The organism is Streptomyces sp. NPDC007901 (assembly GCF_042959465.1).
In the GTDB taxonomy this organism is placed as follows: Bacteria; Actinomycetota; Actinomycetes; order Streptomycetales; family Streptomycetaceae; genus Streptomyces.
Genome location: NZ_JBIBKW010000002.1, coordinates 332,107 through 355,687 on the forward strand (window position 1 = coordinate 332,107; position 23,581 = coordinate 355,687).

Annotated in this window: 22 protein-coding genes and 2 pseudogenes; 13 read left to right on the plus strand and 11 right to left on the minus strand. The window is 72.7% G+C overall.

The window, feature by feature from the left end; genetic code table 11:
• The first annotated feature begins 3 nt into the window (after positions 1 to 3).
• The 4 genes from ACFZDK_RS07260 (at position 4) to ACFZDK_RS07275 (ending at position 4,342) form a co-directional block, all read left to right on the plus strand.
• On the plus strand, positions 4 to 1,350 hold the full coding sequence (locus ACFZDK_RS07260; protein WP_390970627.1) for a Bcr/CflA family efflux MFS transporter: 1,347 nt from the start codon (positions 4 to 6) through the stop codon (positions 1,348 to 1,350).
• Complete coding sequence (locus tag ACFZDK_RS07265) at positions 1,290 to 2,483, plus strand: serine hydrolase (RefSeq protein WP_390970628.1); 1,194 nt, start codon at positions 1,290 to 1,292, stop codon at positions 2,481 to 2,483. The genes ACFZDK_RS07260 and ACFZDK_RS07265 overlap by 61 nt, the downstream gene beginning before the upstream one ends.
• Complete coding sequence (locus ACFZDK_RS07270; RefSeq protein ID WP_390970630.1) at positions 2,480 to 3,481, plus strand: small ribosomal subunit Rsm22 family protein; 1,002 nt, start codon at positions 2,480 to 2,482, stop codon at positions 3,479 to 3,481. Before ACFZDK_RS07265 ends, ACFZDK_RS07270 begins: the two co-directional genes overlap by 4 nt.
• A gap of 117 nt (positions 3,482 to 3,598) precedes the next feature.
• The gene (locus tag ACFZDK_RS07275) at positions 3,599 to 4,342 is read left to right on the plus strand and encodes a bifunctional DNA primase/polymerase (RefSeq protein ID WP_390970632.1); all 744 of its coding nucleotides are present in this window, start codon (positions 3,599 to 3,601) and stop codon (positions 4,340 to 4,342) included.
• Here ACFZDK_RS07275 and ACFZDK_RS07280 read toward each other — a convergent pair.
• The 4 genes from ACFZDK_RS07280 to efeO are packed head-to-tail and all read right to left on the minus strand — an operon-like array spanning position 4,339 to position 8,586.
• Positions 4,339 to 5,340, minus strand: a complete 1,002-nt coding sequence (locus ACFZDK_RS07280; RefSeq protein WP_390970634.1) for a hypothetical protein — start codon at positions 5,338 to 5,340, stop codon at positions 4,339 to 4,341. The two genes, ACFZDK_RS07275 and ACFZDK_RS07280, sit on opposite strands and share 4 nt — an antisense overlap.
• On the minus strand, positions 5,288 to 6,172 hold the full coding sequence (gene efeU / locus ACFZDK_RS07285) for an iron uptake transporter permease EfeU (protein WP_390970636.1): 885 nt from the start codon (positions 6,170 to 6,172) through the stop codon (positions 5,288 to 5,290). Before efeU ends, ACFZDK_RS07280 begins: the two co-directional genes overlap by 53 nt.
• 3 nt (positions 6,173 to 6,175) lie before the next feature.
• Positions 6,176 to 7,438: an iron uptake transporter deferrochelatase/peroxidase subunit gene (gene efeB, locus ACFZDK_RS07290; RefSeq protein ID WP_390970638.1), complete on the minus strand. Its 1,263-nt coding sequence runs from the start codon at positions 7,436 to 7,438 to the stop codon at positions 6,176 to 6,178.
• 11 nt (positions 7,439 to 7,449) lie between these two features.
• Positions 7,450 to 8,586, minus strand: coding sequence for an iron uptake system protein EfeO (gene efeO / locus ACFZDK_RS07295; RefSeq protein WP_390970640.1), 1,137 nt, complete (start codon positions 8,584 to 8,586; stop codon positions 7,450 to 7,452).
• A 273-nt stretch (positions 8,587 to 8,859) separates the two neighbouring features.
• Between efeO and ACFZDK_RS07300 the strand changes: the two are divergent.
• Positions 8,860 to 9,075: pseudogene (locus tag ACFZDK_RS07300) on the plus strand (HtaA domain-containing protein); the annotation flags it as partial.
• A 252-nt stretch (positions 9,076 to 9,327) separates the two neighbouring features.
• Positions 9,328 to 10,041: a PhzF family phenazine biosynthesis protein gene (locus ACFZDK_RS07305; RefSeq protein ID WP_390971585.1), complete on the plus strand. Its 714-nt coding sequence runs from the start codon at positions 9,328 to 9,330 to the stop codon at positions 10,039 to 10,041.
• On the opposite strand, the gene ACFZDK_RS07310 is transcribed toward ACFZDK_RS07305, so the two are convergent.
• The 3 genes from ACFZDK_RS07310 to ACFZDK_RS07320 form a co-directional block, all read right to left on the minus strand.
• Entirely contained in the window at positions 10,042 to 10,227 is a 186-nt protein-coding gene (locus tag ACFZDK_RS07310) for a hypothetical protein (RefSeq protein WP_390970642.1), read from the minus strand. It lies immediately after the preceding gene.
• A 61-nt stretch (positions 10,228 to 10,288) separates the two neighbouring features.
• Positions 10,289 to 11,014, minus strand: coding sequence for an NADPH-dependent F420 reductase (npdG, locus tag ACFZDK_RS07315; protein WP_390970644.1), 726 nt, complete (start codon positions 11,012 to 11,014; stop codon positions 10,289 to 10,291).
• A gap of 37 nt (positions 11,015 to 11,051) precedes the next feature.
• Positions 11,052 to 12,131, minus strand: coding sequence for an exo-alpha-sialidase (locus ACFZDK_RS07320; RefSeq protein ID WP_390970646.1), 1,080 nt, complete (start codon positions 12,129 to 12,131; stop codon positions 11,052 to 11,054).
• Positions 12,132 to 12,211: 80 nt separating this feature from the next.
• Here ACFZDK_RS07320 and ACFZDK_RS07325 point away from each other — a divergent pair, with 80 nt between their 5' ends.
• Together ACFZDK_RS07325 and ACFZDK_RS07330 are read left to right on the plus strand one after the other, a co-directional pair.
• The gene (locus ACFZDK_RS07325; RefSeq protein ID WP_390970648.1) at positions 12,212 to 12,811 is read left to right on the plus strand and encodes a hypothetical protein; all 600 of its coding nucleotides are present in this window, start codon (positions 12,212 to 12,214) and stop codon (positions 12,809 to 12,811) included.
• Between the two features lie 371 nt (positions 12,812 to 13,182).
• On the plus strand, positions 13,183 to 14,484 hold the full coding sequence (locus tag ACFZDK_RS07330) for an MFS transporter (protein WP_390970650.1): 1,302 nt from the start codon (positions 13,183 to 13,185) through the stop codon (positions 14,482 to 14,484).
• Between the two features lie 21 nt (positions 14,485 to 14,505).
• Here ACFZDK_RS07330 and ACFZDK_RS07335 read toward each other — a convergent pair whose 3' ends face one another.
• A complete protein-coding gene (locus ACFZDK_RS07335; RefSeq protein WP_390970652.1) occupies positions 14,506 to 14,739 on the minus strand; it encodes a hypothetical protein in 234 nt (77 codons plus the stop codon).
• A gap of 58 nt (positions 14,740 to 14,797) precedes the next feature.
• Between ACFZDK_RS07335 and map the strand changes: the two genes are divergently transcribed.
• Together map and ACFZDK_RS07345 are read left to right on the plus strand one after the other, a co-directional pair.
• Positions 14,798 to 15,655 (plus strand): type I methionyl aminopeptidase, encoded by an 858-nt coding sequence (gene map / locus ACFZDK_RS07340; RefSeq protein ID WP_390970654.1) that lies wholly within the window; start codon positions 14,798 to 14,800, stop codon positions 15,653 to 15,655.
• A gap of 151 nt (positions 15,656 to 15,806) precedes the next feature.
• Positions 15,807 to 16,200, plus strand: a pseudogene (locus ACFZDK_RS07345) (heme oxygenase (biliverdin-producing)); the annotation flags it as partial.
• 3 nt (positions 16,201 to 16,203) lie between these two features.
• Here ACFZDK_RS07345 and ACFZDK_RS07350 read toward each other — a convergent pair.
• The gene (locus ACFZDK_RS07350; RefSeq protein ID WP_390970656.1) at positions 16,204 to 17,004 is read right to left on the minus strand and encodes a site-2 protease family protein; all 801 of its coding nucleotides are present in this window, start codon (positions 17,002 to 17,004) and stop codon (positions 16,204 to 16,206) included.
• 150 nt (positions 17,005 to 17,154) lie between these two features.
• Between ACFZDK_RS07350 and ACFZDK_RS07355 the strand changes: the two genes are divergently transcribed.
• Together ACFZDK_RS07355 and ACFZDK_RS07360 are read left to right on the plus strand one after the other, a co-directional pair.
• Positions 17,155 to 17,637, plus strand: a complete 483-nt coding sequence (locus ACFZDK_RS07355) for a DUF6578 domain-containing protein (RefSeq protein WP_390970657.1) — start codon at positions 17,155 to 17,157, stop codon at positions 17,635 to 17,637.
• Between the two features lie 91 nt (positions 17,638 to 17,728).
• Positions 17,729 to 21,001 carry a BTAD domain-containing putative transcriptional regulator gene (locus ACFZDK_RS07360; RefSeq protein ID WP_390970659.1) on the plus strand — a complete coding sequence of 1,091 codons (3,273 nt, stop codon included), beginning with the start codon at positions 17,729 to 17,731 and terminating at the stop codon, positions 20,999 to 21,001.
• Positions 21,002 to 21,019: 18 nt separating this feature from the next.
• Here ACFZDK_RS07360 and ACFZDK_RS07365 read toward each other — a convergent pair whose 3' ends face one another.
• On the minus strand, positions 21,020 to 21,841 hold the full coding sequence (locus ACFZDK_RS07365; RefSeq protein ID WP_390970661.1) for an ABC transporter permease: 822 nt from the start codon (positions 21,839 to 21,841) through the stop codon (positions 21,020 to 21,022).
• Entirely contained in the window at positions 21,838 to 22,845 is a 1,008-nt protein-coding gene (locus ACFZDK_RS07370) for an ATP-binding cassette domain-containing protein (protein WP_390970662.1), read from the minus strand. The genes ACFZDK_RS07365 and ACFZDK_RS07370 overlap by 4 nt, the downstream gene beginning before the upstream one ends.
• 109 nt (positions 22,846 to 22,954) lie before the next feature.
• On the opposite strand from ACFZDK_RS07370, the gene ACFZDK_RS07375 reads away from it, so the two are divergent.
• Positions 22,955 to 23,461 carry a GNAT family N-acetyltransferase gene (locus ACFZDK_RS07375; RefSeq protein WP_390970663.1) on the plus strand — a complete coding sequence of 169 codons (507 nt, stop codon included), beginning with the start codon at positions 22,955 to 22,957 and terminating at the stop codon, positions 23,459 to 23,461.
• The last annotated feature ends 120 nt before the right edge of the window (positions 23,462 to 23,581 follow it).

The following is a 23,581-nucleotide window of genomic DNA, read 5'->3' on the forward strand; positions in this document are numbered from 1 at the left end:
GCAATGCCCGAGCAGCCGGCACCGCCGACATCGGACACGCAGGAGACCGCCGTACCCCCGAAAACCACCGCCACCGGAACCACTGCCACCGGTACTGGTACCGCCGCGCCGCCCGCTGCCCGCCGGGCCGGACTCCTCCTCGTCCTCGTGCTCGGCGGGCTCACCGCGACACCCCCGCTCGCGATGGACATGTACCTCCCCTCCCTGCCGGAGGTCACCCGCTCCCTGCACGCCCCCGCCGCGACCGTCCAGCTCACCCTCACCGCCTGCCTCGCCGGCATGGCCCTCGGCCAGCTGGTCGTGGGCCCGATGAGCGACCGCTGGGGCCGCCGCCGCCCGCTGCTGACCGGCCTCGCCGTGTACATCGTCGCCACCGCCCTGTGCGCGCTCGCGCCGAACGTCGAGACCCTGGTCGCCTTCCGGCTCGCCCAGGGCCTCGCGGGCGCGGCCGGCATCGTCATCGCACGGGCCGTCGTACGCGACCTCTACGACGGGGTCGCCATGGCCCGCTTCTTCTCCACCTTGATGCTGGTCTCCGGGGTCGCCCCGATCGTCGCGCCGCTGATCGGCGGGCAGATCCTGCGGGTGACGGACTGGCGGGGCGTGTTCGTCGTGCTGACGGGCGTCGGCGCCGTGCTCGCCGCGGTGGTGTGGGCGAAGCTGCCGGAGACCCTCCCGGCCGCCGACCGGCACGCCGGGGGCGCGGCCACCGCCGTACGCGCCATGCGCGCCCTCCTCGCCGACCTCCCCTTCACCGGCTACATGCTCACCGGCGGCTTCGCCTTCGCCGCGCTGTTCGCCTACATATCCGCATCCCCGTTCGTGATCCAGGAGATCTACGGCGCCTCCCCGCAGACCTTCAGCCTGCTCTTCGGGCTCAACTCGGTCGGTCTGGTGATCGCCGGGCAGGTCAACGGCAAGGTGCTGGTCGGCCGGGTCAGCCTGGACAAGGTGCTGGGCGCGGGGCTGGTGGTGACCGTCCTCGCGGCGACCGCCCTGCTGCTGATGTCGGCCGGTGCCTTCGGCCCGGTCGGTCTGGCCCCCGTCGCCGCCGCACTCTTCGTCCTGATGTCCACGATGGGCCTCACCCTTCCGAACGCCCAGTCCCTCGCCCTGCTGCGCACCCGGCACGCCGCCGGCTCCGCGTCCGCGCTGCTCGGCACCACCTCGTTCCTGGTCGGCGCGATCGCCTCGCCGCTGGTCGGGATCGCCGGGGAGAGAACCGCGGTGCCCATGGCGATCGTCCAACTGGCGGGGGCACTGGTGGCACTGGCCTGCTTCGTGGGAATGTGCCGTCCCTGGGCAGTACGTGGGAACACACGTACGGGGACGGAGGGAGCGGGGAGCTGAGCGTACCGAGACTGCGCGTCGAGACACCGGAAAGGGCCGGGCTCGACCCCGCGGAACTCAGACACCTCGTCCGCGAGGTGCACGACCTCACCGCCGGCGCGCGGCCGTGGGCGACCGGTGCCGTCGTGGTCGCCGGGCGCGGGCCCGTGATCGCCGTGCAGGAGGCGGCCGGCTGGGCCGTGCGCTGGTCCCGGTACGACCCCGGTTCCGACGCGGGTGTCGAACTGCCGCCCGCCGCCCGGGTCCCGATGACCGTCGACACCCCCTTCGACCTGGCCTCCCTCACCAAGCTCTTCACCGCGGTCGCCGCCGTGCAGCAACTGGAACGCGGCACCCTCGGCATCGACGCCCGGGTCGGCGCCTACCTCCCCGACTTCCACGCGGCCGCCGTGCACGGCATCACCGTCCGCCAGCTCCTCACCCACACCTCCGGCCTGCGCCCCGAACTCCCGCTCTACGACTGCCCCGACGACCCGGCCCGCCTCGACCTGCTCCGGGCCGAGGCACCGAGCAGCGCGCCCGGCGCCTACCGCTACTCGGACCTGAACATGCTGCTGCTCCAGTACGTCCTGGAGCGGATCACCGGCCGCCCCCTCGACGTCCTGGTCCGCGAGGGCATCACCCGCCCGCTCGGCATGCACGCCACCGACTTCGGCCCCTGCCCGGGCGCCGCGGCCACCGAGGACCAGCGGCGGCCCTGGGCCAAGACGGACCGGGGGATGCTGCGGGGCGTGGTGCACGACGAGAACGCCTGGGCGCTGGGCGGGGTGGCCGGGCACGCGGGCCTCTTTTCCACCGCTCGCGACCTGGCGGTCTTCTGCCGTGCGCTGCTCGCGGGCGGCGCGTACGGCCCGGCGCGGATCCTCGGCCCCGACTTCGTGGACCTGCTGCTGGCCCCGCCCGGCCTCGGCTTCCTCGTGGACCAGCCGTGGTTCATGGGCGAGCTCGCGGGGCGGGGCGCGGCGGGCCACACCGGGTTCACCGGGACCAGCCTGGTGCTGGACCGGGCGTCGGACACGTTCCTGGTGCTGCTGACCAACACCGTGCATCCGCGCCGCCGGCCCGGCGACAGCGCCCCCCGGGCCGCCGCGGCGACCCGGCTGGCCCGGGCGGTCCATACAATCGCCGGGTGAACCACCCCGCACCCCAGGGCTCCCTGTCCCCGGCCGACCGGCTCCGCGCCACCCTGTCGGCGCTCCTCGACGGGCTCCCGCCGAAGCAGGCCGCCTCGGCCGTCGAACGGCTGATCGCCAGCTACCGCGGGGCCACCCCGACCGACGCGCCGATCCTGCGGGACCGGGCCGACGTGGTGGCGTACGCGGCGTACCGGATGCCTGCGACCTTCGAGGCGGTACGGTCCGCGCTGGACGCGTTCGCCGACGCGGTGCCGGAGGGATGGGTGCCGGGGAGCCATGTGGACGTCGGCGGCGGGACGGGCGCGGCGACCTGGGCGGTGACCGACACCTGGGTCGGCACCAGGCCGGTGACGGTCCTCGACTGGGCCGAGCCGGCGCTGGCCCTGGGCCGGGAGATCGCCGCCGCCAACCCGGCGCTGCGGGACGCGAAGTGGCAGCGCTCTCGGATCGGAGCGGCGCTCACCATCGAGAGCACTGATCTCGTCACGGTGTCGTACGTCCTCAACGAACTCGACGAGGCCGGCCGCACGGCCCTCGTCGACGCCGCCGCGGCCGCCGCGCAGGCCGTGGTGATCGTCGAGGCCGGCACGCCCGCCGGCTACGCCCGGATCATCGAGGCCCGGGACCGCCTGATCGCCGCCGGCTTCCACATCGCCGCCCCCTGCCCGCACAGCGCGGCCTGCCCGATCGTCCCCGGCACGGACTGGTGCCACTTCTCGGCCCGGGTCAGCCGTTCCTCCCTGCACCGCCAGGTCAAGGGCGGGTCGCTGGCCTACGAGGACGAGAAGTTCAGCTATGTGGCCGCCACCCGCTTCTCGCCGGTCCCTGCCCCGGCCCGGGTGGTCCGGCGGCCCCAGATCCGCAAGGGCCAGGTCCTGCTCGACCTGTGCGAGCCCGACGAGCAGCTGCGCCGCACGACGGTCACCAAACGCCACGGCGACCTGTACAAGGCGGCCCGGGACGCGGACTGGGGCGACGCGTGGCCGCCCCGCTGACACCGCCCCCGGCCATTGCTCCGGCCATCGCCCCGGTCACCGCCCCAGGTACCCCGCTTCGCACCCAGATGGGGCCATAAGGCATCCTGTCGGGACCACAGCGAGGCGAGGCGATAGATGAGCGCGACGTTCGGCGGCCGGACCGGCCGGCAGGGCAAACTCTCCCAGTGGCTGCTCGGACGGCGCGCCAAGGCAGCCGCCGCCACCGACGACGGCGGCCGTGAGGCCCTGCTGCTCGCCGCCGCCGGGGCGGGCCTCCCGCTGGCCCCCGCCGCGTACCCCGCGCCCGGCTACGGCTGCTCCTGCGACCGCGTCGGCTGTCCGACGCCCGCCCGGCACCCGGTGTCGTTCGCCTGGCAGACGCAGTCCACCACCGACCGCGCCCAGATCGAACGCTGGGCCCGGCACCAGCCGCAGGCCAACTTCATCACCGCGACCGGCATGACCCACGACGTCCTCGACGTGCCCCTGGAGGCCGGCCGGCAGGCGCTGGAGCGGCTGCTCGCGAGCGGTGTCGAGGTCGGTCCCGTCGCCGAGAGCGACGACGGCCGGCTGCTGTTCTTCACCCTCACCCGCGGCACCCCCGAGGACGAGGACGAGTGGTGGCCCTGCGAGCTGGACTGCCACCCCGAGACCATGGACGAGCACCCGGGCCTGCGCTGGCACTGCCGGGGGTCGTACGTCCTCGTACCACCCGCCCGGCTCCCCGGTGACGACGAGCAGCGGGTGCACTGGGTACGCGGCCCCGAGCACGCGCTGCCCGACCCGCTGAGCCTCCTGGAGATCCTCACCGACGCCTGCGCCCGGCACGCGGGCGAGGAGGCCGACCAGGTGGGCGCCGCCTGGCCGCTGAGGGGTTAGGACCCCTCCGCGGAGGTGAGTCCCTGGATCCGCCCCAGGACCGACACCTTCCCGGTGCCCGCCGGGTCCAGCGCGACCTGGTTCGAGACGAACTGCATCGTCAGCGACTGCTTGATCTCGCCCTTGGTGAGGGCCTTGACGCCCTGGTTCGGCGTCGGCACCGAGGTGCCCGCGGCCGCGGTCTGTTTGGCGTAGTAACGGGTGGTGAAGAACACCAGCGCCCCGCCGTCGGTGGTGCGCAGCGCGAGCGGCGCGTAGTCGCCGGCGGTCAGCGGCTCGTCGATGTACTGGGTGGCCAGGCCCGGCTTGGTCGACTTCTCGCGGTCCGTGCGCCAGCCGCTGGTGTGCGCGCCGTCCGCGAAGACCGTGGAGCCGCTCTTCAGATACGTGGCGTAGTCCTGGCTCAGATCACCGGGGGAGACGGCCAGTTGGGCGCTGTTCGCCGGTACGGCCTCCGCCCAGCCGTCCTTGTCGGTGGTGAACTTCGGTACGGAGTCCGGGGCGAGCAGCGTCAGATACGCCACCTGGAACGGCTCGGAGAGGCTGTCACGGGTGAAGACCAGCAGCCAGCGGTCGTCGCCGCCCTTGTTGCCGTGCGCGTCGGCGACGAACCAGCGGGGCCAGCCGGCCTTCTTCGGGATGGTGTACGTGACGTCGTCGAACTCCAGGTCCGAGTGGCCGGAGTTGCCGCTCGGGCTGTTGGCGTGCCCGGCCTTCAGGCGCGCGGAGTCGATGTCGGCGAGGGCGCCGGTCGTGTAGTCCGCGTCCAGGGAGCTGTCGTAGGCCTGGTCGGCCTTGTTGTACGCGTCCGTGAACTGCTTGAGCGCCTTGGCGGCCTCGGCGCGGGTGGTGGCGGGGAGCACCTCGCGCTCCCCGTGCACCACCACGCAGCCGTTGGCCGACAGTGCCATGACGGTCAGCGAGACCGCCAGGAGTGCGGTCCGGTCACGCCTGCGGAGCCGTCGAGGGCCGCGATCCCTGGTCGTCAGGTGCGTCATCAGGTGCCTTCACCTTCCCCTTCCCGGAGGCGAACCCTACCGGGGCGAAGAAGAGTGCGAGCGTCGGGACCAGGTACAGCAGCCACACCGTGACCTGGAGCACGGTCGGGTCCGGCTGGAAGTTGAACACGCCCTTCAGCAGCGTCCCGTACCAGCTGTCCGGCGGGATGGTGTCGCTGATGTCGAAGGCCTGGTCGGTCAACCCCGGGATCCAGTCGGCCTCCTGGAGGTCGTGGAAGCCGTACGCCAGCACGCCCGCCGCGACCACGACCAGCATCCCGCCGGTCCAGGTGAAGAACTTGGCGAGGTTGATCCGCAGCGCACCCCGGTAGAACAGCCACCCCAGGAACACCGCGGTGGCCAGGCCCAGCGCCACACCGATCAGCGGGCGCGGGGTGCCGTCACTGGCCGCGTGCACGGACGCCCACACGAACAGGGCGGTCTCAAGTCCCTCGCGGCCGACGGCGAGGAACGCGGTGGCGACCAGCGCACCCGTGCCCATCGCGAGGGCCGCGTCCAGCTTGCCGTGCAGCTCCGACTTGAGATGCCGGGCGGTGCGCCGCATCCAGAACACCATCCACGTCACCAGGCCGACCGCGACGACGGACAGGGATCCGCCGAGCGCCTCCTGCGCCTGGAACGTCAGCTCCTGGGAACCGAATTCGAGCGCGCACCCGAAGCCCATGGCGATCAGCACCGCCACGCCGATGCCGATCCAGATCGGCCGCAGGGCGTCCGTGCGCCCGGTCTTGACCAGATAGGCGATGAGGATGCAGACGACGAGCGAGGCCTCCAGCCCTTCCCGCAGCCCGATCAGGTAGTTGGAGAACACGGCTCACGCCCCCTTGGCGGACTCGGAGGACCCGGAGAACAGCGTCCGGCCCCACCAGTCGTCCTTGTCCCGGACGCCCGGCGGGACGGCGAAGACGGCCGAACCCACGTGCTGGATGTACTCGTTGAGCGCGTCGGACGCGGACAGCCTGCGCTGCAGCGGGACGAACCCCTTGCCCACGTCCCGCATGTAGGCCAGGAAGAACAGACCGGCGTCGAGCCGCCCGAGCCCGTCGGTGCCGTCGGTGAACGAATAACCCCGGCGCAGGATGGTGATCCCGCCGTTGGAGTCCGGGTGCGCCAGCCGCACATGGGCGTCCGGCTTCATCGCCTTCAGGAACGGCTCGTCGTGCTCCTTCGCCTTGCCGACCGGCGCGCCCTCTCCCTTGTCCCGCCCGAAGACGTCCTCCTGCTCCTGGAGCGAGGTCCGGTCCCAGGTCTCGATGTTCATGCGGATGCGCCGGGCGACGAGATACGACCCCCCGGTCATCCAGTCCGACCCGTCCCCCTCCCCGACCCACACGAACTTCTTCAGCCGGTCGGTCTCGGTCCCCGCGATGTTGCGGGTGCCGTCCTTGAACCCCATGAGGTTGCGGGGGGTCTGGGCGTCGGGGGTCGTCGAGGAGGTCTTCCCGAAGCCGAGCTGGGACCAGCGGATGGCGACCTTGCCGAAGCCGATCCGGGCGAGGTTGCGGATGGCGTGCACGGCGACCTGAGGATCGTCGGCGCAGGCCTGGATGCAGAGGTCGCCGCCGGTACGGCTCTTGTCGAGGTTCTCGCCGGGGAACTTCGGCAGGTCGACGAGCGCGGCGGGCCGCTGCCCGGCCAGCCCGAACTTCTCGAAGAGGGACGGCCCGAAGCCGATCGTCAGCGTCAGCCGGGACGGCTTGAGCCCGAGGGCCTCGCCGGTGTCGTCCGGCGGCGCCTCGGCGAGCCCGCCGTACGCGCCCTCGCCGACCGCCTGGCCCGCGGTCATCCGCCGGGCGGCGGCCGTCCAGTCCTTCAGCAGCTGGACGAACCCGTCCCGGTCGTCGGTCTTCACGTCGAACGCGGCGAAGTGCAGCCGGTCCTGGACGGCCGTGGCGATCCCCGCCTGGTGGGCGCCGTGGAACGCGACGGCGCCACCGGTCTCGGCGGCGGCCGGGTCCAGGTCGTCGCCGGCCTGCGCCATCGCCACCGCGCCCCCGGCCACGGCGGCCCCGAGCGCGAGCCCGGCCCCGCCCCAGCCGATGACCGCCCGACGCGAGGGAGTCGTGTTCTCGCTCATCTCCCGACCCCCTACTTCACCACGGCCGCGGCGAGCTTCGACAGCGGCTCCGCGAGGGCGTTGACCGCGTCGGACAGCTCCTTGCGCTGGTCCTTGGTGACCTTGTCGTACGACACGAAGTCGTAGGACGTCTTGTCCGAGCGGTACTTGTCGAGCAGCGTGTTCAGCGCCGCGAACTGCTTGTCCAGCTCGGTGGTCAGGGCCTGGTCGTTCTTCTGGGCGACCGGCTTGAGCAGCTCGTACGCCTTCTGCGCGCCCTCGACGTTGGCCTTGAAGTCGACCAGGTCGGTGTGGGAGTAACGGTCCTCCTCACCGGTGACCTTGCCGGTGGCGACCTCGTCGAGGAGTTCCTTGGCGCCGTTGGCCATGGAGGTCGGGGTGATCTCGGCCTTGCCGACCCGCTGCTGCCAGTCCTTCAGGTCGGTGACGAGCTGGTCGGCGAGGGCCGCCTCGGTGGCGCCGATCTTCTTGTCCGCCCACAGGGACTTCTCCAGGCGGTGCCAGCCGGTCCACTTCTGGCCCTCTTCCAGGCCGTCGGCGCGGGTGTCGGTCTTCGGGTCGATGTCACCGAAGGACTCGGCGATCGGCTCGGTGCGCTCCCAGCCGAGCCGCGAGGGGGAGTACGCCTTCTGCGCGGCCGCGAGGTCACCGGCCTTGACGGCCTTGGCGAAGACCTCGGCGAGCGGGACGGTGGCGTCGGCCTGCTCCTGCGCGTACTCGCGGTAGGCGGCGACGGCCTTGTCGAGCGCCGGGTTGCGCTTGGCGACGGTGCCGGAGCCGGTGACGGTCAGCTTCTGCCGCACGCCGTGCCCCTTCATCCCGGGCCGGCAGGCTATTTCGTACGACCCCGCCTTCACCTCGGCGGTGAGCGTGTACTTCGTCCCCGGCCCGATGTTCTCCTTCTCGGACACGATCCGGTCGTCCGGGAAGAGGATCTCGACCTCGGTGGCCTTGGAGCCGGTGTTCTCGATGGCGAGCGTGACGTGCCCGGCGGGAACGGACTTGGTGGACGTCTCGCACTTCGAGTCGGCGGCGGTGACCTTGATCGCGTCACCGTCCTTGGCGTCGCTCTTCGCCGTGCAGGCCGAGAGGGCGGTCAGAGCCGCCGCGGTGGCGGCGGCGGTGACGGTGAGTCGGACGGCACGCATGCAGGCTCCCAGCGAGGGTGATGATGTGGTGAGGCTGGCCTAACTTACCTGAGGCTTACCTCACTCATACCCGTGCGGGGTGTGATTCACCAGACACGGAAAGATCACAGGCACGGCTTGATCTCGGCGGCTTAAAAGTGGCGCCAAGGAGAGGTAAAGGGAAGGTCAAGTGCATCGCTTCGGCGCGACGACGACCGCCGCGGTCCGCGGATGCGGGAATGCCTCGACGGGCTGGTCGTAAACGTCCGACAGCAACCGCTCCTCTAGGGTGAGTTGACCGCGAGCTTCACCGGCGCGATCCGCTTCACCGGCGAGCACGGTCTCGATCCGAGGCTGAGCGCGGTGCGGGCCACCGTGCGGGACGGCGAGGGCACCCTCTACGCCGATGTGGCGAGCGCGGACTTCACCGGCCGGAAGCTCCCACTGGTCACCTTCACCGCGAAGCGCCTCAAGGCCACCGCCATGGACCCGGTCTCCCTCGCCGTCGCCCTCACCGCCGACGCTCCGCTGCCCGCCCTGCCCGACCTGGGCAGCGCGGCCGACGAGGCGGAGACACCGTCACCGGGCCCCACCTCGGCGCAGCCGGTGGCGAGCGGCACCGCGGCCCGCGCCGACGCCGGCACCCCCGTCCTGCCCATCGTCCTCACCGCGCGCGCCCTGCCGGCCGCCGCCGCGCTCTTCGCGGTCGCCGCCTGCCGCCGTCGTACCGAGGGACAGTCCGCCGGATGCTTCAATGCCCCCGTGACTGATTACGACGTGCTGCGTGTCTTCTGCGCGGCGAACGGCGGGTACGGCAACGAACTGGGCGTCGTCCGGGACGGCTCGGTGCTGCCCGAGCGGGAGGACCGGCAGGCGCTGGCGGCGAAGCTCGGGTTCAGCGAGACCGTGTTCGTCGACGACCCCGAGCGCGGGGTCGTCGACATCTACACCCCCACCCTGCGGCTGCCCTTCGCCGGGCACCCCTGCGTCGGCACGGCCTGGCTGCTGGACGTGCCCGAACTGGTCACACCGGCCGGGGTGGTCGGCGCCCGCCTCGACGGGGAGTTCAGCTGGATCGAGGCGCTCCCGGAGTGGGCCCCGCCGCGCACCCTGCGCCAGTACGCCACCGCCGCCGAGGTGAACGCGCTGCAGGTGCCGCCGCCGGGCGAGCGAAGCGAGATGGGGGTCCCCCCGGACGAAGTCTGGGGGAGGATCTACGCGTGGGCGTGGGAGGACGAGTCGGCGGGCCGGGTCCGCGCCCGCGCCTTCCCCGGCCGGAACGACGGCATCGACGAGGACGAGGCGACCGGTGCGGCGGCGCTGCTGCTCACCGCGCAGCTGGGCCGGGCCCTGAACATCACCCAGGGCAGGGGCTCGCAGATCCTCACCGCACCCCAGCCGTTCGGCTGGGTCGAGATCGGCGGGCGGGTCTTCCTGGAGGGCGAGGAGCGACAGCCGGGGGCCGACCGCTGGTGATCAGTTGGTGACCGACTTCTCCTGCTGCCGTCCGCGCTTCGCGTAGTACCAGGTCATGTTGGACGACAGCCCCGTCAGCAGCACCCAGACCACGCCGATCAGCCAGCTGCCCTGGACGAAGGAGACGACGGCGGCGACGACCGCGAGGACGCAGACGGCCAGGGCGTACAGGGCGAGGCGGGGCATAGGGGTCGCTTTCTCATGACGAGGGGGACACTGCTGGCATCCACCAGTGTCCCCCATCCGCTCAGACGTCCGTGACCCGGAGCCCGGCGTGTGCCTTGTAGCGGCGGTTGACCGAGATCAGGTTCGCGACCAGGGACTCCACCTGGTGGGCGTTGCGCAGCCGCCCCGCGAAGACGCCGCGCATCCCGGGGATCCGCCCGGCCAGCGCCTGCACGATCTCGACATCGGCCCGTACCTCGCCGAGCACCATCACATCGGTGTCGATCTCCTGGATCTCCGGGTCCTGGAGCAGTACGGCCGAGAGGTGGTGGAACGCGGCCGTGACCCGCGAGTCCGGCAGCAGCGCCGCGGCCTGCTCCGCCGCACTGCCCTCCTCCGGCTTGAGCGCGTAGGCGCCCTTCTTGTCGAAGCCGAGCGGGTTGACGCAGTCCACGACGATCTTGCCGGCCAGTTCCTCGCGCAGCGACTCCAGCGTCTTGCCGTGCCCGTCCCACGGCACGGCGACGATCACGAGGTCGCTGCGGCGCGCGCACTCGGCGTTGTCGGCGCCCTCGACACCGTGCCCGAGCTCGTCGGCGGCGGCCTGCGCGCGCTCGGCGGCCCGGGAACCGATGATCACCTTCTGGCCGGCCCGGGCCAGCCGGTAGGCGAGGCCCTTGCCCTGCGGCCCGGTGCCGCCGAGCACGCCCACGACCAGGCCGGAGACGTCGGGCAGGTCCCAGGGGTCCTTGGCGGGGGCGGGAGCCTTGTCGGCCGCCGGCTGCTGTGCACTGTCGGTAGAGGTCATGGGCCGACTCTACGTCCGGGCCGACGGCCGTACCCGGTCAGGTGAGCCGGTTCACCGGCACCCGCCGGAACGTGATCGTCGTGTACGCGCTGAAGTCGCCCGTCTCGTACAGGAGCCCCACGGTGGTCGCGTCGACCCGGGTCAGATCGGAGTAGGCGGCGGGCAGTCCGTCCACGGTGTACGCGGACCGCCAGGTGGTACCGCCGTCGGCGGAGGCGCGGATCGTCATCAGGGCGCGGGCGGCCGGATCACCCGGCCCGGAGTACAGCAGCACGTCCGGATCGCGCAGTTGGAGCACGCTGGCCTCGCACACGGGCGCGGCGAGCCCCGCCTGCGGCCGGAACGGCTTCACCAGCGTCCTCCCGCCGTCCTTCGAGTGCGCGTCGGCCCGGTTCCCCGGCGCCGGGGAGTCGTTGCGGGTGTTGAAGTAGACGCGCCCGTCAGGAAGTTCGGCGGCGGTGGTCTCATTCACATTGACGTACCCGTTGGTGTTCTCGTCGAGGTACCCGAGATACCAGGTCTCGCCGCGGTCGTCGCTGAGCAGACAGTGCCCGCTGTTGTACTTCCCCTCGGTCCCGTTGTCGGTCCCGGCCGGCGGAAGGGTGTGGTTGCCGGGTACGACGACCCGCCCCGACCGCAGCTGCAGGGCATGCCCCGGGGTGGTGGCGTACCACCGCCACCCGGCCTTCTTCACGGACTTGGTGATCTCGACCGGAGCCGACCAGGTCACCCCGTCGTCGTCACTGTGCTGCACCCACACCCGCCGCCCGTCGGCGTCCGACACCTGCCCGCGCAGGATGGCGTCCTCGGTGGCGGAGGCGGCGCTGCGCACGTGCACGAGCAGGATCCGGCCGGTGTCGAGCACGACGGGAGCGGGGTTCCCGGCGAGATCGGTCCCGTTGCTCGCGGCGACCTGGAGCGCCCCCCAGGTACGCCCGCCGTCGCTCGACCTCTTCACCACGATGTCGATGTGCCCGTAATCGGCGGCGGAGTCCACCCTCCCCTCACAGAAGGCGAGCACGGTGCCCGCCCGGGAGACCACCACCGCCGGGATCCGGAAACTGGCGTACCCCTCTTTGCCCGCGCGAAAGGGAATGCTTGCTTCTGCGTCGCTCATGGGCCGCCTCCTCCCCGGGTTGGGCGAATTCGGGGTGAACTCCGCGTCACGAGTGGTCGATTGCGGCAGTATGCGGGGGCATGGACGCCGTACGGGTCGCGTTGTTGCGTGAAGTGCTGGCCGGGACCGAGTGGTTGGGGGCGACGCGGAGATTCGCGGGCGCACTGCGGGGCTCGGTGGTCGGTCACGGCGGCGGACTGCTGCTGCTGGGCACCCCGGACTACGAGCCGTGGCACCTCGCCGCGCACCTGGTGGACGAGGCGGCGTGGTCCGGTACGCCGGAACTGGCGCCGACGCTCGTACGGCACGGCGCCCGCCCGACCGACCCGGCGCACCTCGCGGTCGGCCCCGGCCGCATCGAGGCGGCCCGCCGGGGAGAGACGCTGCTGGTGGTGGCGCCGGGGGAGACCGACGCCCTGCTGGAGCGGGTCCACACGGCCCGCCGGGCGGGCGTGACCGTCCTCGCCCTGTCCACCGCCGCGGACGGCGCGCTCACCGCGATGGCCCACGAGACCCTCGCCGTCCCCGAGGGCGCGGAACTCGACCTGGACACGGTCCAACACCTCGTCAGCGCGGCAACCGGCGAGAACGGACCGTCCCCCCGGGGGCGCCGCCGCTTCCGAGACCGCCTCACCCGCCTGGCGGAAACGGTGACGGCCCCGCCTCCGCCGCCCTGGTGACTCCGCCCACCCACCCACTGTGAGGAAGGGCGGGAGTAGGAAGCCGGGGTGGCGCGGCCACGGATGTCGGCTGCGGGTGCGTGGTGGTTGCTCGCGCAGTTCCCCGCGCCCCTGAAGGGGCGCCGCGGCAACGCGCTCTGAAGGGGCGCGGGGCTGTATTCGACGTGCGGCTCCGCCGCGTGGGCGCGACCAGCCCCCACCGCGCCGCACCCGATCGAGCGGCCTCCCACCCGCCCCCCGGCCCCTCGCCCGCCGCCGATCGAGACGCGGCTGCCCGATCCCCCTCCCCTCGCCTCTCGGCCGACCGAGTCGGGTGGGTGGGGGCGAAAAGGGTTTGCTGGGGCGGAGGGCAGGATTCACCATGGGTCGGCGTGAGCAGCCGTCTCCTCCCCGACCTCGCCCCCTGGCACGCCTCCGTCGACTTCCGGCGGCTGTGGGTCTCCGGGCTCGTCAGCAACTTCGGGAGTTTTCTGACGTTCGTCGCGCTTCCGGTGCAGATCAAGGACCTCACCGGGTCCGCCACCGCCGTAGGAGCCATCGGCGCGGTCGAGCTGCTGCCGCTCATCGTGTTCGGCCTGTACGGCGGCGCCCTCGCCGACGCCCTCGACAAGCGCACGCTGATCGTGTGGACCGAGGCCGGTCAGGGGCTGCTCAGCGCGGGCCTGCTGGTGAACGCCCTGCTGCCGCACCCCGCCGTCTGGCCGCTGTACGCCGTCGCCGCGCTCTCCTCCGCCCTCGGGTCGGTCCAGCGCCCGGCGCTCGACTCGCTCTGGCCGAGGATCGTCGCCCATGACGACCTCCCGGCCGCGGCGGCCCTCAACTCGTTCCGCTGGACGGTCGGCGGCGTCGCGGGCCCCGCCGTCGCCGGCCTGGTCGTGGCGTACGCGGGCCTCGGCTGGGCCTACGGCGCCGATCTCGTCACGTTCCTGGTCTCCGTCGTCCTGATCGTCCCCATCGCCGCGTCCCCCGCCTCCCACGAGGCCGCCCGGCCCTCCCTCCGCTCCATCGCCGAAGGCGCCCGCTACGCCTGGAGCCGCAAGGAACTCCTCGGCACCTACGCCGTCGACCTCGCCGCGATGTTCCTGGCGATGCCGCTCGCCGTGCTCCCCTTCCTGGCCGACGACTTGCACGCGGAGTGGTCCCTGGGGCTGATGTACGCGAGCGTCCCGGCCGGGGCGCTCATCGTGAGCCTCGTCAGCGGCTGGACGTCCCGCGTGCACCGGCACGGGCGGATGGTGGTGCTGGCCGCCGCGCTGTGGGGCCTCGCGATCGCCGCCGCCGGCGCCGTGGCGAACGTATGGCTGGTGCTGCTCTTCCTCACCGTCGCCGGCGGCTGCGACATGGTCAGCGGGATCTTCCGCGGCATCATGTGGAACCAGACGATCCCCGACGAACTCCGCGGCCGGCTCGCCGGGATCGAGCTGCTGTCGTACTCGGTGGGTCCGACCCTCGGCCAGGTCCGGGCCGGCGGCATGGCCGGTTGGCTGGGGGTACGGGCGTCCGTCGGCGCGGGCGGCCTGCTCTGCACGGGCGCGGTCGGCCTGCTGGCCCTGTGCCTGCCCGCCCTGATGTCGTACGACGCGCGGACCGACGAACACGCCGTACGACTGCGCGCCCAGCGCACCGCCGCCGCGGGAACCGCCACCACCGAAGCCACCCCCACCCAGACCTGATCAGTCCTGATCGGGGGTGACTCAGTCCTCGTCCGAGGCGTCCCCGGCCGGCGCGTCGTGCCACTTCGGGTCGTTCTCCCACTGGAGGTTGCGCTCCCGCGCGATCTCCATCGCGTGCTCGGCCTCCTCACGGGTGGCGTAAGGGCCGAACCGGTCCTTGGCGGGGCACTCGGGGCCTTCCTCGACCTTCTTGTGCTGCAGGCAGTAGTACCACTCGCCCGCCTTCGCGACGGTCCGCTTCTTGAACAGGGCCATGACCGGCTCCTTTCGCCATCCACATGTTCCCGCATGCACGCTGGTTAGACTCGCTGGCATGTCTGGCCAGTCGCTGCTCGTACCAGGGGAGCTCTCTCCCACCCGTTCGGTACCCGGAAACATCCGCCGCCCCGAGTACGTCGGCAAACCCGCGCCGACCCCGTACACCGGGCCCGAGGTGCAGACCCCGGAGACCGTCGAGGCGATGCGGATCGCCGGCCGTATCGCCGCGCAGGCGATGGAGGAGGCCGCGAGGATCATCGCGCCGGGTGTGACGACGGACGAGCTCGACAAGGTGGCGCACGCGTACATGTGCGACCACGGGGCCTACCCGTCCACGCTCGGCTACCGCGGTTTCCCCAAGTCCCTGTGCACCAGCGTCAACGAGGTCATCTGCCACGGCATTCCGGACTCGACGGTTCTCCAGGACGGTGACATCGTCAACCTGGACGTGACCGCGTACATCGGCGGGGTGCACGGCGACAACAACGCGACCTACCTGGTCGGGGAGGTCGACGAGGAGAGCCGGCTGCTCGTCGAGCGGACCCGGGAGTCGCTGGACCGGGCGATCAAGGCGGTCAAGCCGGGCCGGCAGATCAACATCATCGGCCGCGTCATCGAGTCGTACGCCAAGCGCTTCGGCTACGGGGTGGTGCGTGACTTCACGGGGCACGGGATCAACTCGTCGTTCCACTCCGGGCTGATCATCCCGCACTACGACAGCCCGCACGCGACGACCGTGATGCAGCCCGGGATGACCTTCACGATCGAGCCGATGCTGACGCTCGGGACGCACGAGTACGACATGTGGGACGACGGCTGGACGGTCGTCACCAAGGACCGCAGGCGGACCGCGCAGTTCGAGCACACGCTGGTGGTGACGGACACCGGCGCGGAGATCCTGACCCTGCCGTAACCCGACCCCCCCTTCCGCCGCCCGGCCCGCTCTCCCCTCGGAGGGCGGGCCTTTTCCGGTACGTTTTTGCCGACATGGTGTCGGTAACGGTTCGTCTACGACGCGCTGGAGAGCGGCGTGGCCGGGCTGCCGGCCTCGGACCCGGTGGCCGGCCTCGGACCCGGTGGCCGGGCCGTTCGTGCGGCCGGAGCTGTACCGGCTGGCGGCGCTGGAGCGGGACCTGGCGCATCTGCGCGGGGCCGAGTGGCGGACGGGGCTCACCGCGCTGCCCGCGACGGAGGAGTACGCGGCGCGGGTGCGGGAGTGCGCCGAGCGGTGGCCCGCCGGTTACGTCGCCCACCATGACACCCGCTACCTCGGCGACCTCTCCGGCGGCCAGATCATCCAACCCGGCGGCCTTCACGCGCGGTTACCGCGAACTGCTGGACGCGGTCGACGCCGACGACCTGGAGAAGCAGCGGGTGGTGGCCGAGTGCAAGCGGGCGTTCGCCCTCAACACGGCGGTGTTCCGGGAGCTGGGCGAGGAGTTCCCGCTGTCGGCGTGAGGGTCAGCCGGCGACGGAGCAGAACTCGTTCGTGCCCTGCCAGAAGCGGTAGAGCTCCTGACCGCAGTACCGGTTGAGGTCGTCCACGCCCAGCCCGCGCAGCAGCGCGTCGATCACGTCGAAGAACGCGCTGTTGATCGACGGCACCCACAGCAGCGCGAACACGAACAGCAGGCCGAACGGCGCGAACGGCTCCACCTGGCGCTTGACGTTGTACGACAGCCAGGGCTCGATCACGCCGTAGCCGTCCAGGCCCGGCACCGGCAGGAAGTTCAGGATCGCGGCCGTGACCTGGAGCAGGGCGAGGAAGGCGAGGGCGTAGCGGAAGTCGCGCGGCACGCCGTCCAGGGCGTCCAGCCAGAAGGGGGCGGTGCAGACGGCGGCGAACAGCACGTTCGTCAGCGGACCGGCGGCCGAGATCAGGCTGTGCCGCCAGCGGCCCCGGATCCGGCTCCGCTCGATGAAGACGGCGCCGCCGGGCAGGCCGATCCCGCCCATGATCACGAACAGCACCGGGAGCACGATGCTCAGCAGCGCGTGGGTGTACTTCAGCGGGTTCAGGGTCAGATAGCCCTTCGCGCCCACGGTGATGTCCCCGCCGTGCAGGGCGGTGCGCGCGTGCGCGTACTCGTGCAGGCACAGGGAGACGATCCAGGCCGCCGTCACGAACAGGAACACCGCGACCCCGGGCTGCTCGGCGAACCCGGTCCAGGTGGCCCACCCGGTGACCGCCGTGACGGCGAGGATCCCGACGAAGACAGGACTGATCCGCCGTTCGCTGGAGCGGGCGGTGGTGGCGGTCATGGGCGGGGCTCCTGGAGGGCTGGGTGGTCGACGCGGGTCCGACCGACCGTACCTGGCGCGGCGGAAAAACGCCTCGGGTGCTGGGGAAATACCTCTCGGCGCAAGTGAAAACGGTTCGCGACGGGCGTTCGGTTCCCGGAGGCTGGTGCCATGCCCCTGCTGAAGGTGTTCTACGAGGACTGGCAGATGGAGTGCTGCGGCACCCCGTTCGCGGTGGGCGACGAGGTGGCCTGGAAGCTCGTCGCGTACGGCGCCCGGGCCCGGCGGGAGAACGCCGGGTACGGCGCCGAGGCCTGGGTGGAGAACCACGGCGGCCCCGACCTCCCCACCACCGGCCGGGTGCACGCCGTCGCCCTGGTCCACGAGGAGTTCCGCTTCGGCGCCCCCGAGCCGGTGCCGGTGGAACCGGAGGACCCGGAGGATCCGGGGGAGGGGGGCCTCGTGTTCCGGAGCACGGGACGCGGCCTGGAGGCGGTGCCCGGGACCCTCACGACGGTTCCCGCCGACCGCTGCCCGAAGTGGTTCGGCGAGACCGACCTCGGCACCACGGCCGGCCGGCGCAGGGTCCGCCGCACCTGCGGCGCCCTCGTCACCCTCGACACCCCGGACACCACCCACGTACTGCGCCCCTGACGCTCCCGGACCGGGCTTCCCGGCCCCCACGGCCGGGCGGCGACACCCCGTCGGCGAAACCCCGTGACCGTCACCGACGTCCCCAGGGACAATGGACCCCGTGCGCTACCGGATCCTCGGCACCACCCAGGCACTCCGCCCCGACGGCACGGCCGTTCCCGTGGGCGGGGCGCGGCTGCGTGCCCTGCTGACCGTGCTCGCCCTGCGGGCCGGGCGCGGGGTGCCCGCAGGGCTGCTCGTCGACGAGGTCTGGGGTGACGAGCCCCCCGCCGACGCCAGCGGCGCGCTGCAGGCGCTGGTCGGCCGGCTGCGGCGGGCGCTCGGCGCGGACGCGATCGACTCCACCGAGGGCGGCTACCGGCTCGCCGCCGCCCCCGACGACGTCGACCTGCACCGCTTCGAGCGGCTCACCGGCGAGGGCCTGCGCGCCCTCGCCGACAGCGACCCGGCCAAGGCGGCCACCGTCCTCGACGACGCCCTCGCCCTGTGGCACGGCCCGGCCCTCGCCGACCTGCCCGACCGCACCGCCGAGGCCGCCCGTGTCGACGTCCGCCGCCTGGACGCGCTGCGGGCCCGCCACACCGCCGCTTTCGCCCTCGGCCAGGCCGAGCAGTCCCTGCCCGAGCTGACCGCCCTGTGCGACGCCCACCCCCTCGACGAACCCCTCCAGGCGCTGCGCCTGCGCGTCCTGCACGGCACCGGCCGCACCGCCGAGGCGCTGGCCGCCTACGACGCCGTACGCCGTCTGCTCGCCGACCGCCTCGGTTCCGACCCCGGGCCGGAACTGCGGGCGCTGCACGCCGAGTTGCTGGACCCGGCGCCCGCGGTGGCCGTCGAGGCCCCGTCCCGGCCCGGCAACCTGCGGGCCCGGCTCACCTCCTTCGTCGGGCGCGAGGCCGACATCGAGGCCATCCGGGGCGACCTCGGCGCCGCCCGCCTGGTCACCCTGCTCGGGCCCGGCGGGGCGGGCAAGACCCGGCTGTCGCAGGAGGCCGCCGAGACCGTGCGGTACGCCGCCCGGGACGGGGTCTGGCTGGCCGAGCTGGCCCCCGTCGACGACCCGGCCGCCGTCCCCGAGGCCGTGCTCAGCGCGCTCGGCGCCCGCGAGACCGTGCTGTACGGCGCCGGTGCCGAGGGCATGCGGGCCGCCGCCGAGCGGCACGACGACCCGGTCGGGCGGCTCGTCGAGCACTGCGCCCGGCGCCGGATGCTGATCGTCCTCGACAACTGCGAGCACCTGGTGGACGCGGCGGCCGACCTCGCGGCCCAGCTCCTGGAGCGCTGCCCGGACCTGACGATCCTGGCCACCAGCCGCGAACCCCTCGGGGTGCCGGGGGAGTTGCTGCGACCGGTGGAGCCGCTGCCCGGGCCGAAGGCGCTCCGGCTGCTCGCCGACCGGGGCGCCGCGGCCCGGCCCGGCTTCACCGTCGACGCCGACGAGGAGACCGCGGCGGCCTGCGCCGAGATCTGCCGCCGCCTGGACGGACTGCCCCTCGCCATCGAACTGGCCGCCGCCCGGCTGCGGATGCTCACCCCCCGCCAGATAGCCGACCGGCTCGACGACCGCTTCCGCCTCCTCACCTCCGGCAGCCGAACCGTGCTGCCCCGCCAGCAGACCCTGCGCGCGGTCGTCGACTGGTCCTGGGACCTGCTCGACGCCGGCGAACGGGACGTCCTCGGCCGGCTCTCCGTCTTCGCGGGCGGCTGCGACCTGACCGCCGCCGAGGCCGTCTGCGGCCCCGCCGCCCTCGACGCGCTCGGCTCCCTGGTCGACAAGTCCCTGGTGGTGGCGGCCCCCTCGGACGGGAACGGGATGCGCTACCGGCTCCTGGAGACCGTCGCCGAGTACGCCGGCGAACGCCTCGACGAGAGCGGCGAGCGGGCCGCCGCCGAACGCGCCCATCTGACGTACTACCGCGAACTCGCCCGCACCACCGACCCGTTGCTGCGCGGCCCCGGACAGCGGGCCGCCATCGCGCGGTTCCAGCTGGAGTACGAGAACCTGCGCACCGCCCTGCGGCACGCGGTGGCCGTGCGGGACGAGCAGGAGGGGCTCTGCCTGCTGCACTCCCTGTTCTGGTACTGGCAGTTGCACGACCAGCGCATCGAGACCCGCACCTGGTGCGCCGACGTGATGACCCTCGGCCCCGACCCCTACGCGGCACCGGTCCGCAGTGCCGAACCGGTCTGGCAGCGCTGCACCGAGGCCCCGCCGCCGTACAGCGGCGAGGTCCTCGAGGAGGCCCGGCGTGGTCTCCATCTGGCCCATCTGGCCTGCATGGACACGGAGCTGGACATCTGGCAGACCCCCGAGGCGCAGGCCAAGCTGCGGGCCGTCACCGAGGCCTACGAGCCCGGCCTGCCGCAGACCTGCCGGGCCCCGGGGATGTTCTGGATCTTCGCCGTGATGCTGACCGGCGGCCTGGACCGGCTGCGGACCGTCCTCGACGCCGCCGTCGACACCTGCCGGCGGACACCCGGCTACGACTGGGAGCTGGCCGCCTCCCTCGCGATGCGCGGCAACCTGCTCGCCAACCGCATGGCCTGGGCGGGCGACGCCACCCGCGACGCGGACGAGTCGCTGGAGCTCTTCGAGCGACTCGGGGACGACTGGGGTGCCGCCGAGGCCTTCTCGGCGCGGGCCGAGTCCCGGGAGCGCAGGGGCGAGTACCCGGCGGCGGCCGCGGACTACGAGGCCGCCATCGAGCACGCCGGCCTGCTCGGCGCCCGCTCCCAGGTCGCCGTGCTCAACGCCCGCCTCGGCAGCGTGCTGATCGAGTCGGGCGAGTCCGAGCGCGGCGAACGGCTGCTGCGCCAGGTCATCGCCGACAACGACGTCCTGAGCAACGAGGCGATGCCCGCCGCCCGGCTCTTCCTCACCTCATGGCTCCTGCTGAACGGCCACCTCGACGACGCCCGAGAGCAACTCCGGCTGCTGCGCGAGGAGTTCAAGATCGCGCACTTCGTCGTCTTCGACGCCCTGATCCTCACCCAGGAGGCCTGGGCGGACGCCCTCGACGGCCTCTCCGCGGCGGCCCTGGACAAGATCCGGCAGGCCCTGCGGCTCGCCGCCGACCCGCTGAGCGAGGCCATCACCCCGCATCTGCCGTCCGTCTGCATGACCGTCGCCGCGGTCGCCCTGGCCGGCGCCGACGGGGGCACCCGGGCCCGGGACGCCGCCCGCTGCCTGGGCGCCGCCGACGTCCTGGTGCCGGCCGGCCATGTCGCCGTCGGCATGGAGCGCACCACCCGCGAACGGGCGGAGGGCCGGGTCCGGGCCGCCCTCGCCGACGACGGGGCCTACGCGTCCGCGTACGCCGAGGGCGGTGGCCTCTCCCTCGCGGAGGCCACCGCCCTGATCTGACCTGTGTGCTGGTGAACGTCAGCTCTTCGTGCGGAACTTGTGGATCGCGTACGGTGCCGCCACCGCCGTGATCGCCACCGACCAGCCCAGCGTCACCCACAGGTCGTGCGCGACCGGGCCGCCCACCATCAGTCCGCGCGCCGCGTCGGCCAGCGTGGACAGCGGGTTGTAGTCGGTGAAGGCCTGCAGCCAGCCCGGCATCGAGTTCGTCGGCGCGAAGATCGACGAGCCGAACTGCAGCGGGAACAGCACCAGGAACCCCATCGCCTGCACGGACTGCGCGTTCTTCAGGATCACGCCCAGGGTGAGGAACACCCACATGATCGACGAGGCGAACACCGCGGACAGGCCGACCGCGGCGAACAGCCCGGCCCAGTGGGTGATGTGGAACCCGACCAGCACGGCGACGATCATCAGCACGGCCGTCGCGAACAGCATCCGCACCAGCTCGACCGAGATCTTCGCGAACAGCACCGAGCCGCGCCCGATCGGCAGCGACCGGAACCGGTCCATCACACCGGAGTTGAAGTCCTGGCTGAAGCCGGTGCCGACGCCCTGCGAGAGCGTCATGCTCATCATCGCGATCATGCCCGGGATGACGTACTGGACGTACCCGTCCTGGCCGCCGCCGAGCGCCTGCCCGATCGAGCCGCCGAAGACGTACACGAACAGCAGCGTGAACACGACCGGCATCAGCAGCGCGTCGAACATCGACTCGGGGTCCTGCCGGATCCACAGCAGGTTCCGGCGGACCAGGGCTCCGGTGTGCCGCAGATGACCGCGCAGCGGGATACGGGCGTCCGCGGCGGCATGGGTGGCGGTTGCGGTTGCGGCGCTCATACGGCGACCTCCTGGCGGTCGTCGGCGGGCGTGGCGTCCTGCGGGGCACTGGCACGGTGGCCGGTGAGGGACAGGAACACCTCGTCCAGGCTGGGCAGTTCGGTGGTGATGGAGCTGATGGTGATACCGCGCGCGGTGACGGCGCCGACCACGGCGGTCAGCTGCTCGTCGCTGAGGATCGGCACCAGCAGGGCGCCGCTCTCGGTGTCGACGGTCGTGGAGGCGAGCCCGGTGATGCCCAGCTCGTCGATCATGGTGGCGAGCGGCCGGACCTGCAGCGGATCGACCGGCCGGACGCGCAGCGTGCGCCCGCCGACCTTCGCCTTCAACTCCTCCACCCGGCCGTTCGCGATGACCTTCCCGCGGTCCACGACGGTCAGCTCGGTGGCGAGCTGCTCGGCCTCCTCCATGTACTGGGTGGTGAGCAGCACGGTCACCCCCTCACCGACCATCGTCTTGACCTCGGCCCACACCTCGTTCCGGGTGCGCGGGTCGAGACCGGTGGTCGGCTCGTCCAGGTACAGCACCTGGGGGTGGCCGATCATCGAGGCGGCGAGGTCGAGCCGGCGCCGCATACCGCCGGAGTAGGTGCCGGCCGGCCGCTTGGCGGCGTCCGTCAGCGAGAACCGCTCCAGCAGCTCGTCGGCCCGGGCCCGGGCGTCCTTCCGCGGCAGGTCCAGCAGCCGCCCGATCATGTACAGGTTCTCCCAGCCGGGCAGCTTCTCGTCGACCGAGGCGTACTGCCCGGTCAGGCCGATCACCCGGCGCAGCTGGCGGGGCTGGCGCAGCACGTCGTACCCGGCGACGGTCGCCTCTCCCGCGTCCGGCTTCAGCAGCGTGGACAGGATCCGCACCAGGGTCGTCTTGCCGGCCCCGTTGGGTCCGAGGACCCCCATCACGGTGCCCTCGCGGACGTCCAGATCAACTCCGTCGAGCGCCTTGGTGTCGCCGTAGTGCTTCACCAGCCCCCGAACGGTCACGGCGTTGTTGTCGTTTCGCGTCATGGGAAGAACCGTGCCAGGCCGTACCGACAAACCGCCGACAGCCCGCCTACACCCCGGCCGACAGCCACCGACGGCCCGCCGACACGAACGGGGGCGTACCTTTCACGGCGTGACCACACGCGAGGCCCAGGCCATCAGCACCGACCGGCTCGACCTGCTGCCGCTGCGCGTCGACCACGCCGAGGAGATGGCCGCGGCGCTCTCCGACCCGGCCCTGCACACCTTCACCGGCGGCACCCCGGACACCCCCGAGGCCCTCCGCTCCCGCTACCAGCGCCTCACCACCGGCTCCCCCGACCCGGCCGTCTCCTGGCTGAACTGGGTGATCCGCCTCCGCCCCGACTCCTGCCTCACGGGCTACGTCCAGGCGACGGTCACCGGTGTCGTCGCGGAGATCGCCTGGGTGGTGGGCACCCCGTGGCAGGGACGCGGCATCGCCACGGAGGCGGCCCGCGCCCTCGTCGACTGGCTCACCCGGCAGCGGGTGCCGACGGTCATCGCCCACATCCACCCCGACCACCACGCCTCGGCCGCGGTCGCCACAGCCGCCGGCCTGCTCCCCACGGACATCCGGCAGGACGGCGAGCTCCGCTGGAGCCGGCCCGCGCCGCTCTGACCGCATACGGCAGCCGGCCCGCCGACGGGGGAAGATCGGCGGGCCGGCCCCGGTGTTTCCGCAGTGGTCTCACCAGCCCCGTTGTTCGGCGCGCCCCGAAGGACGCGTCCCGTAGGGGCG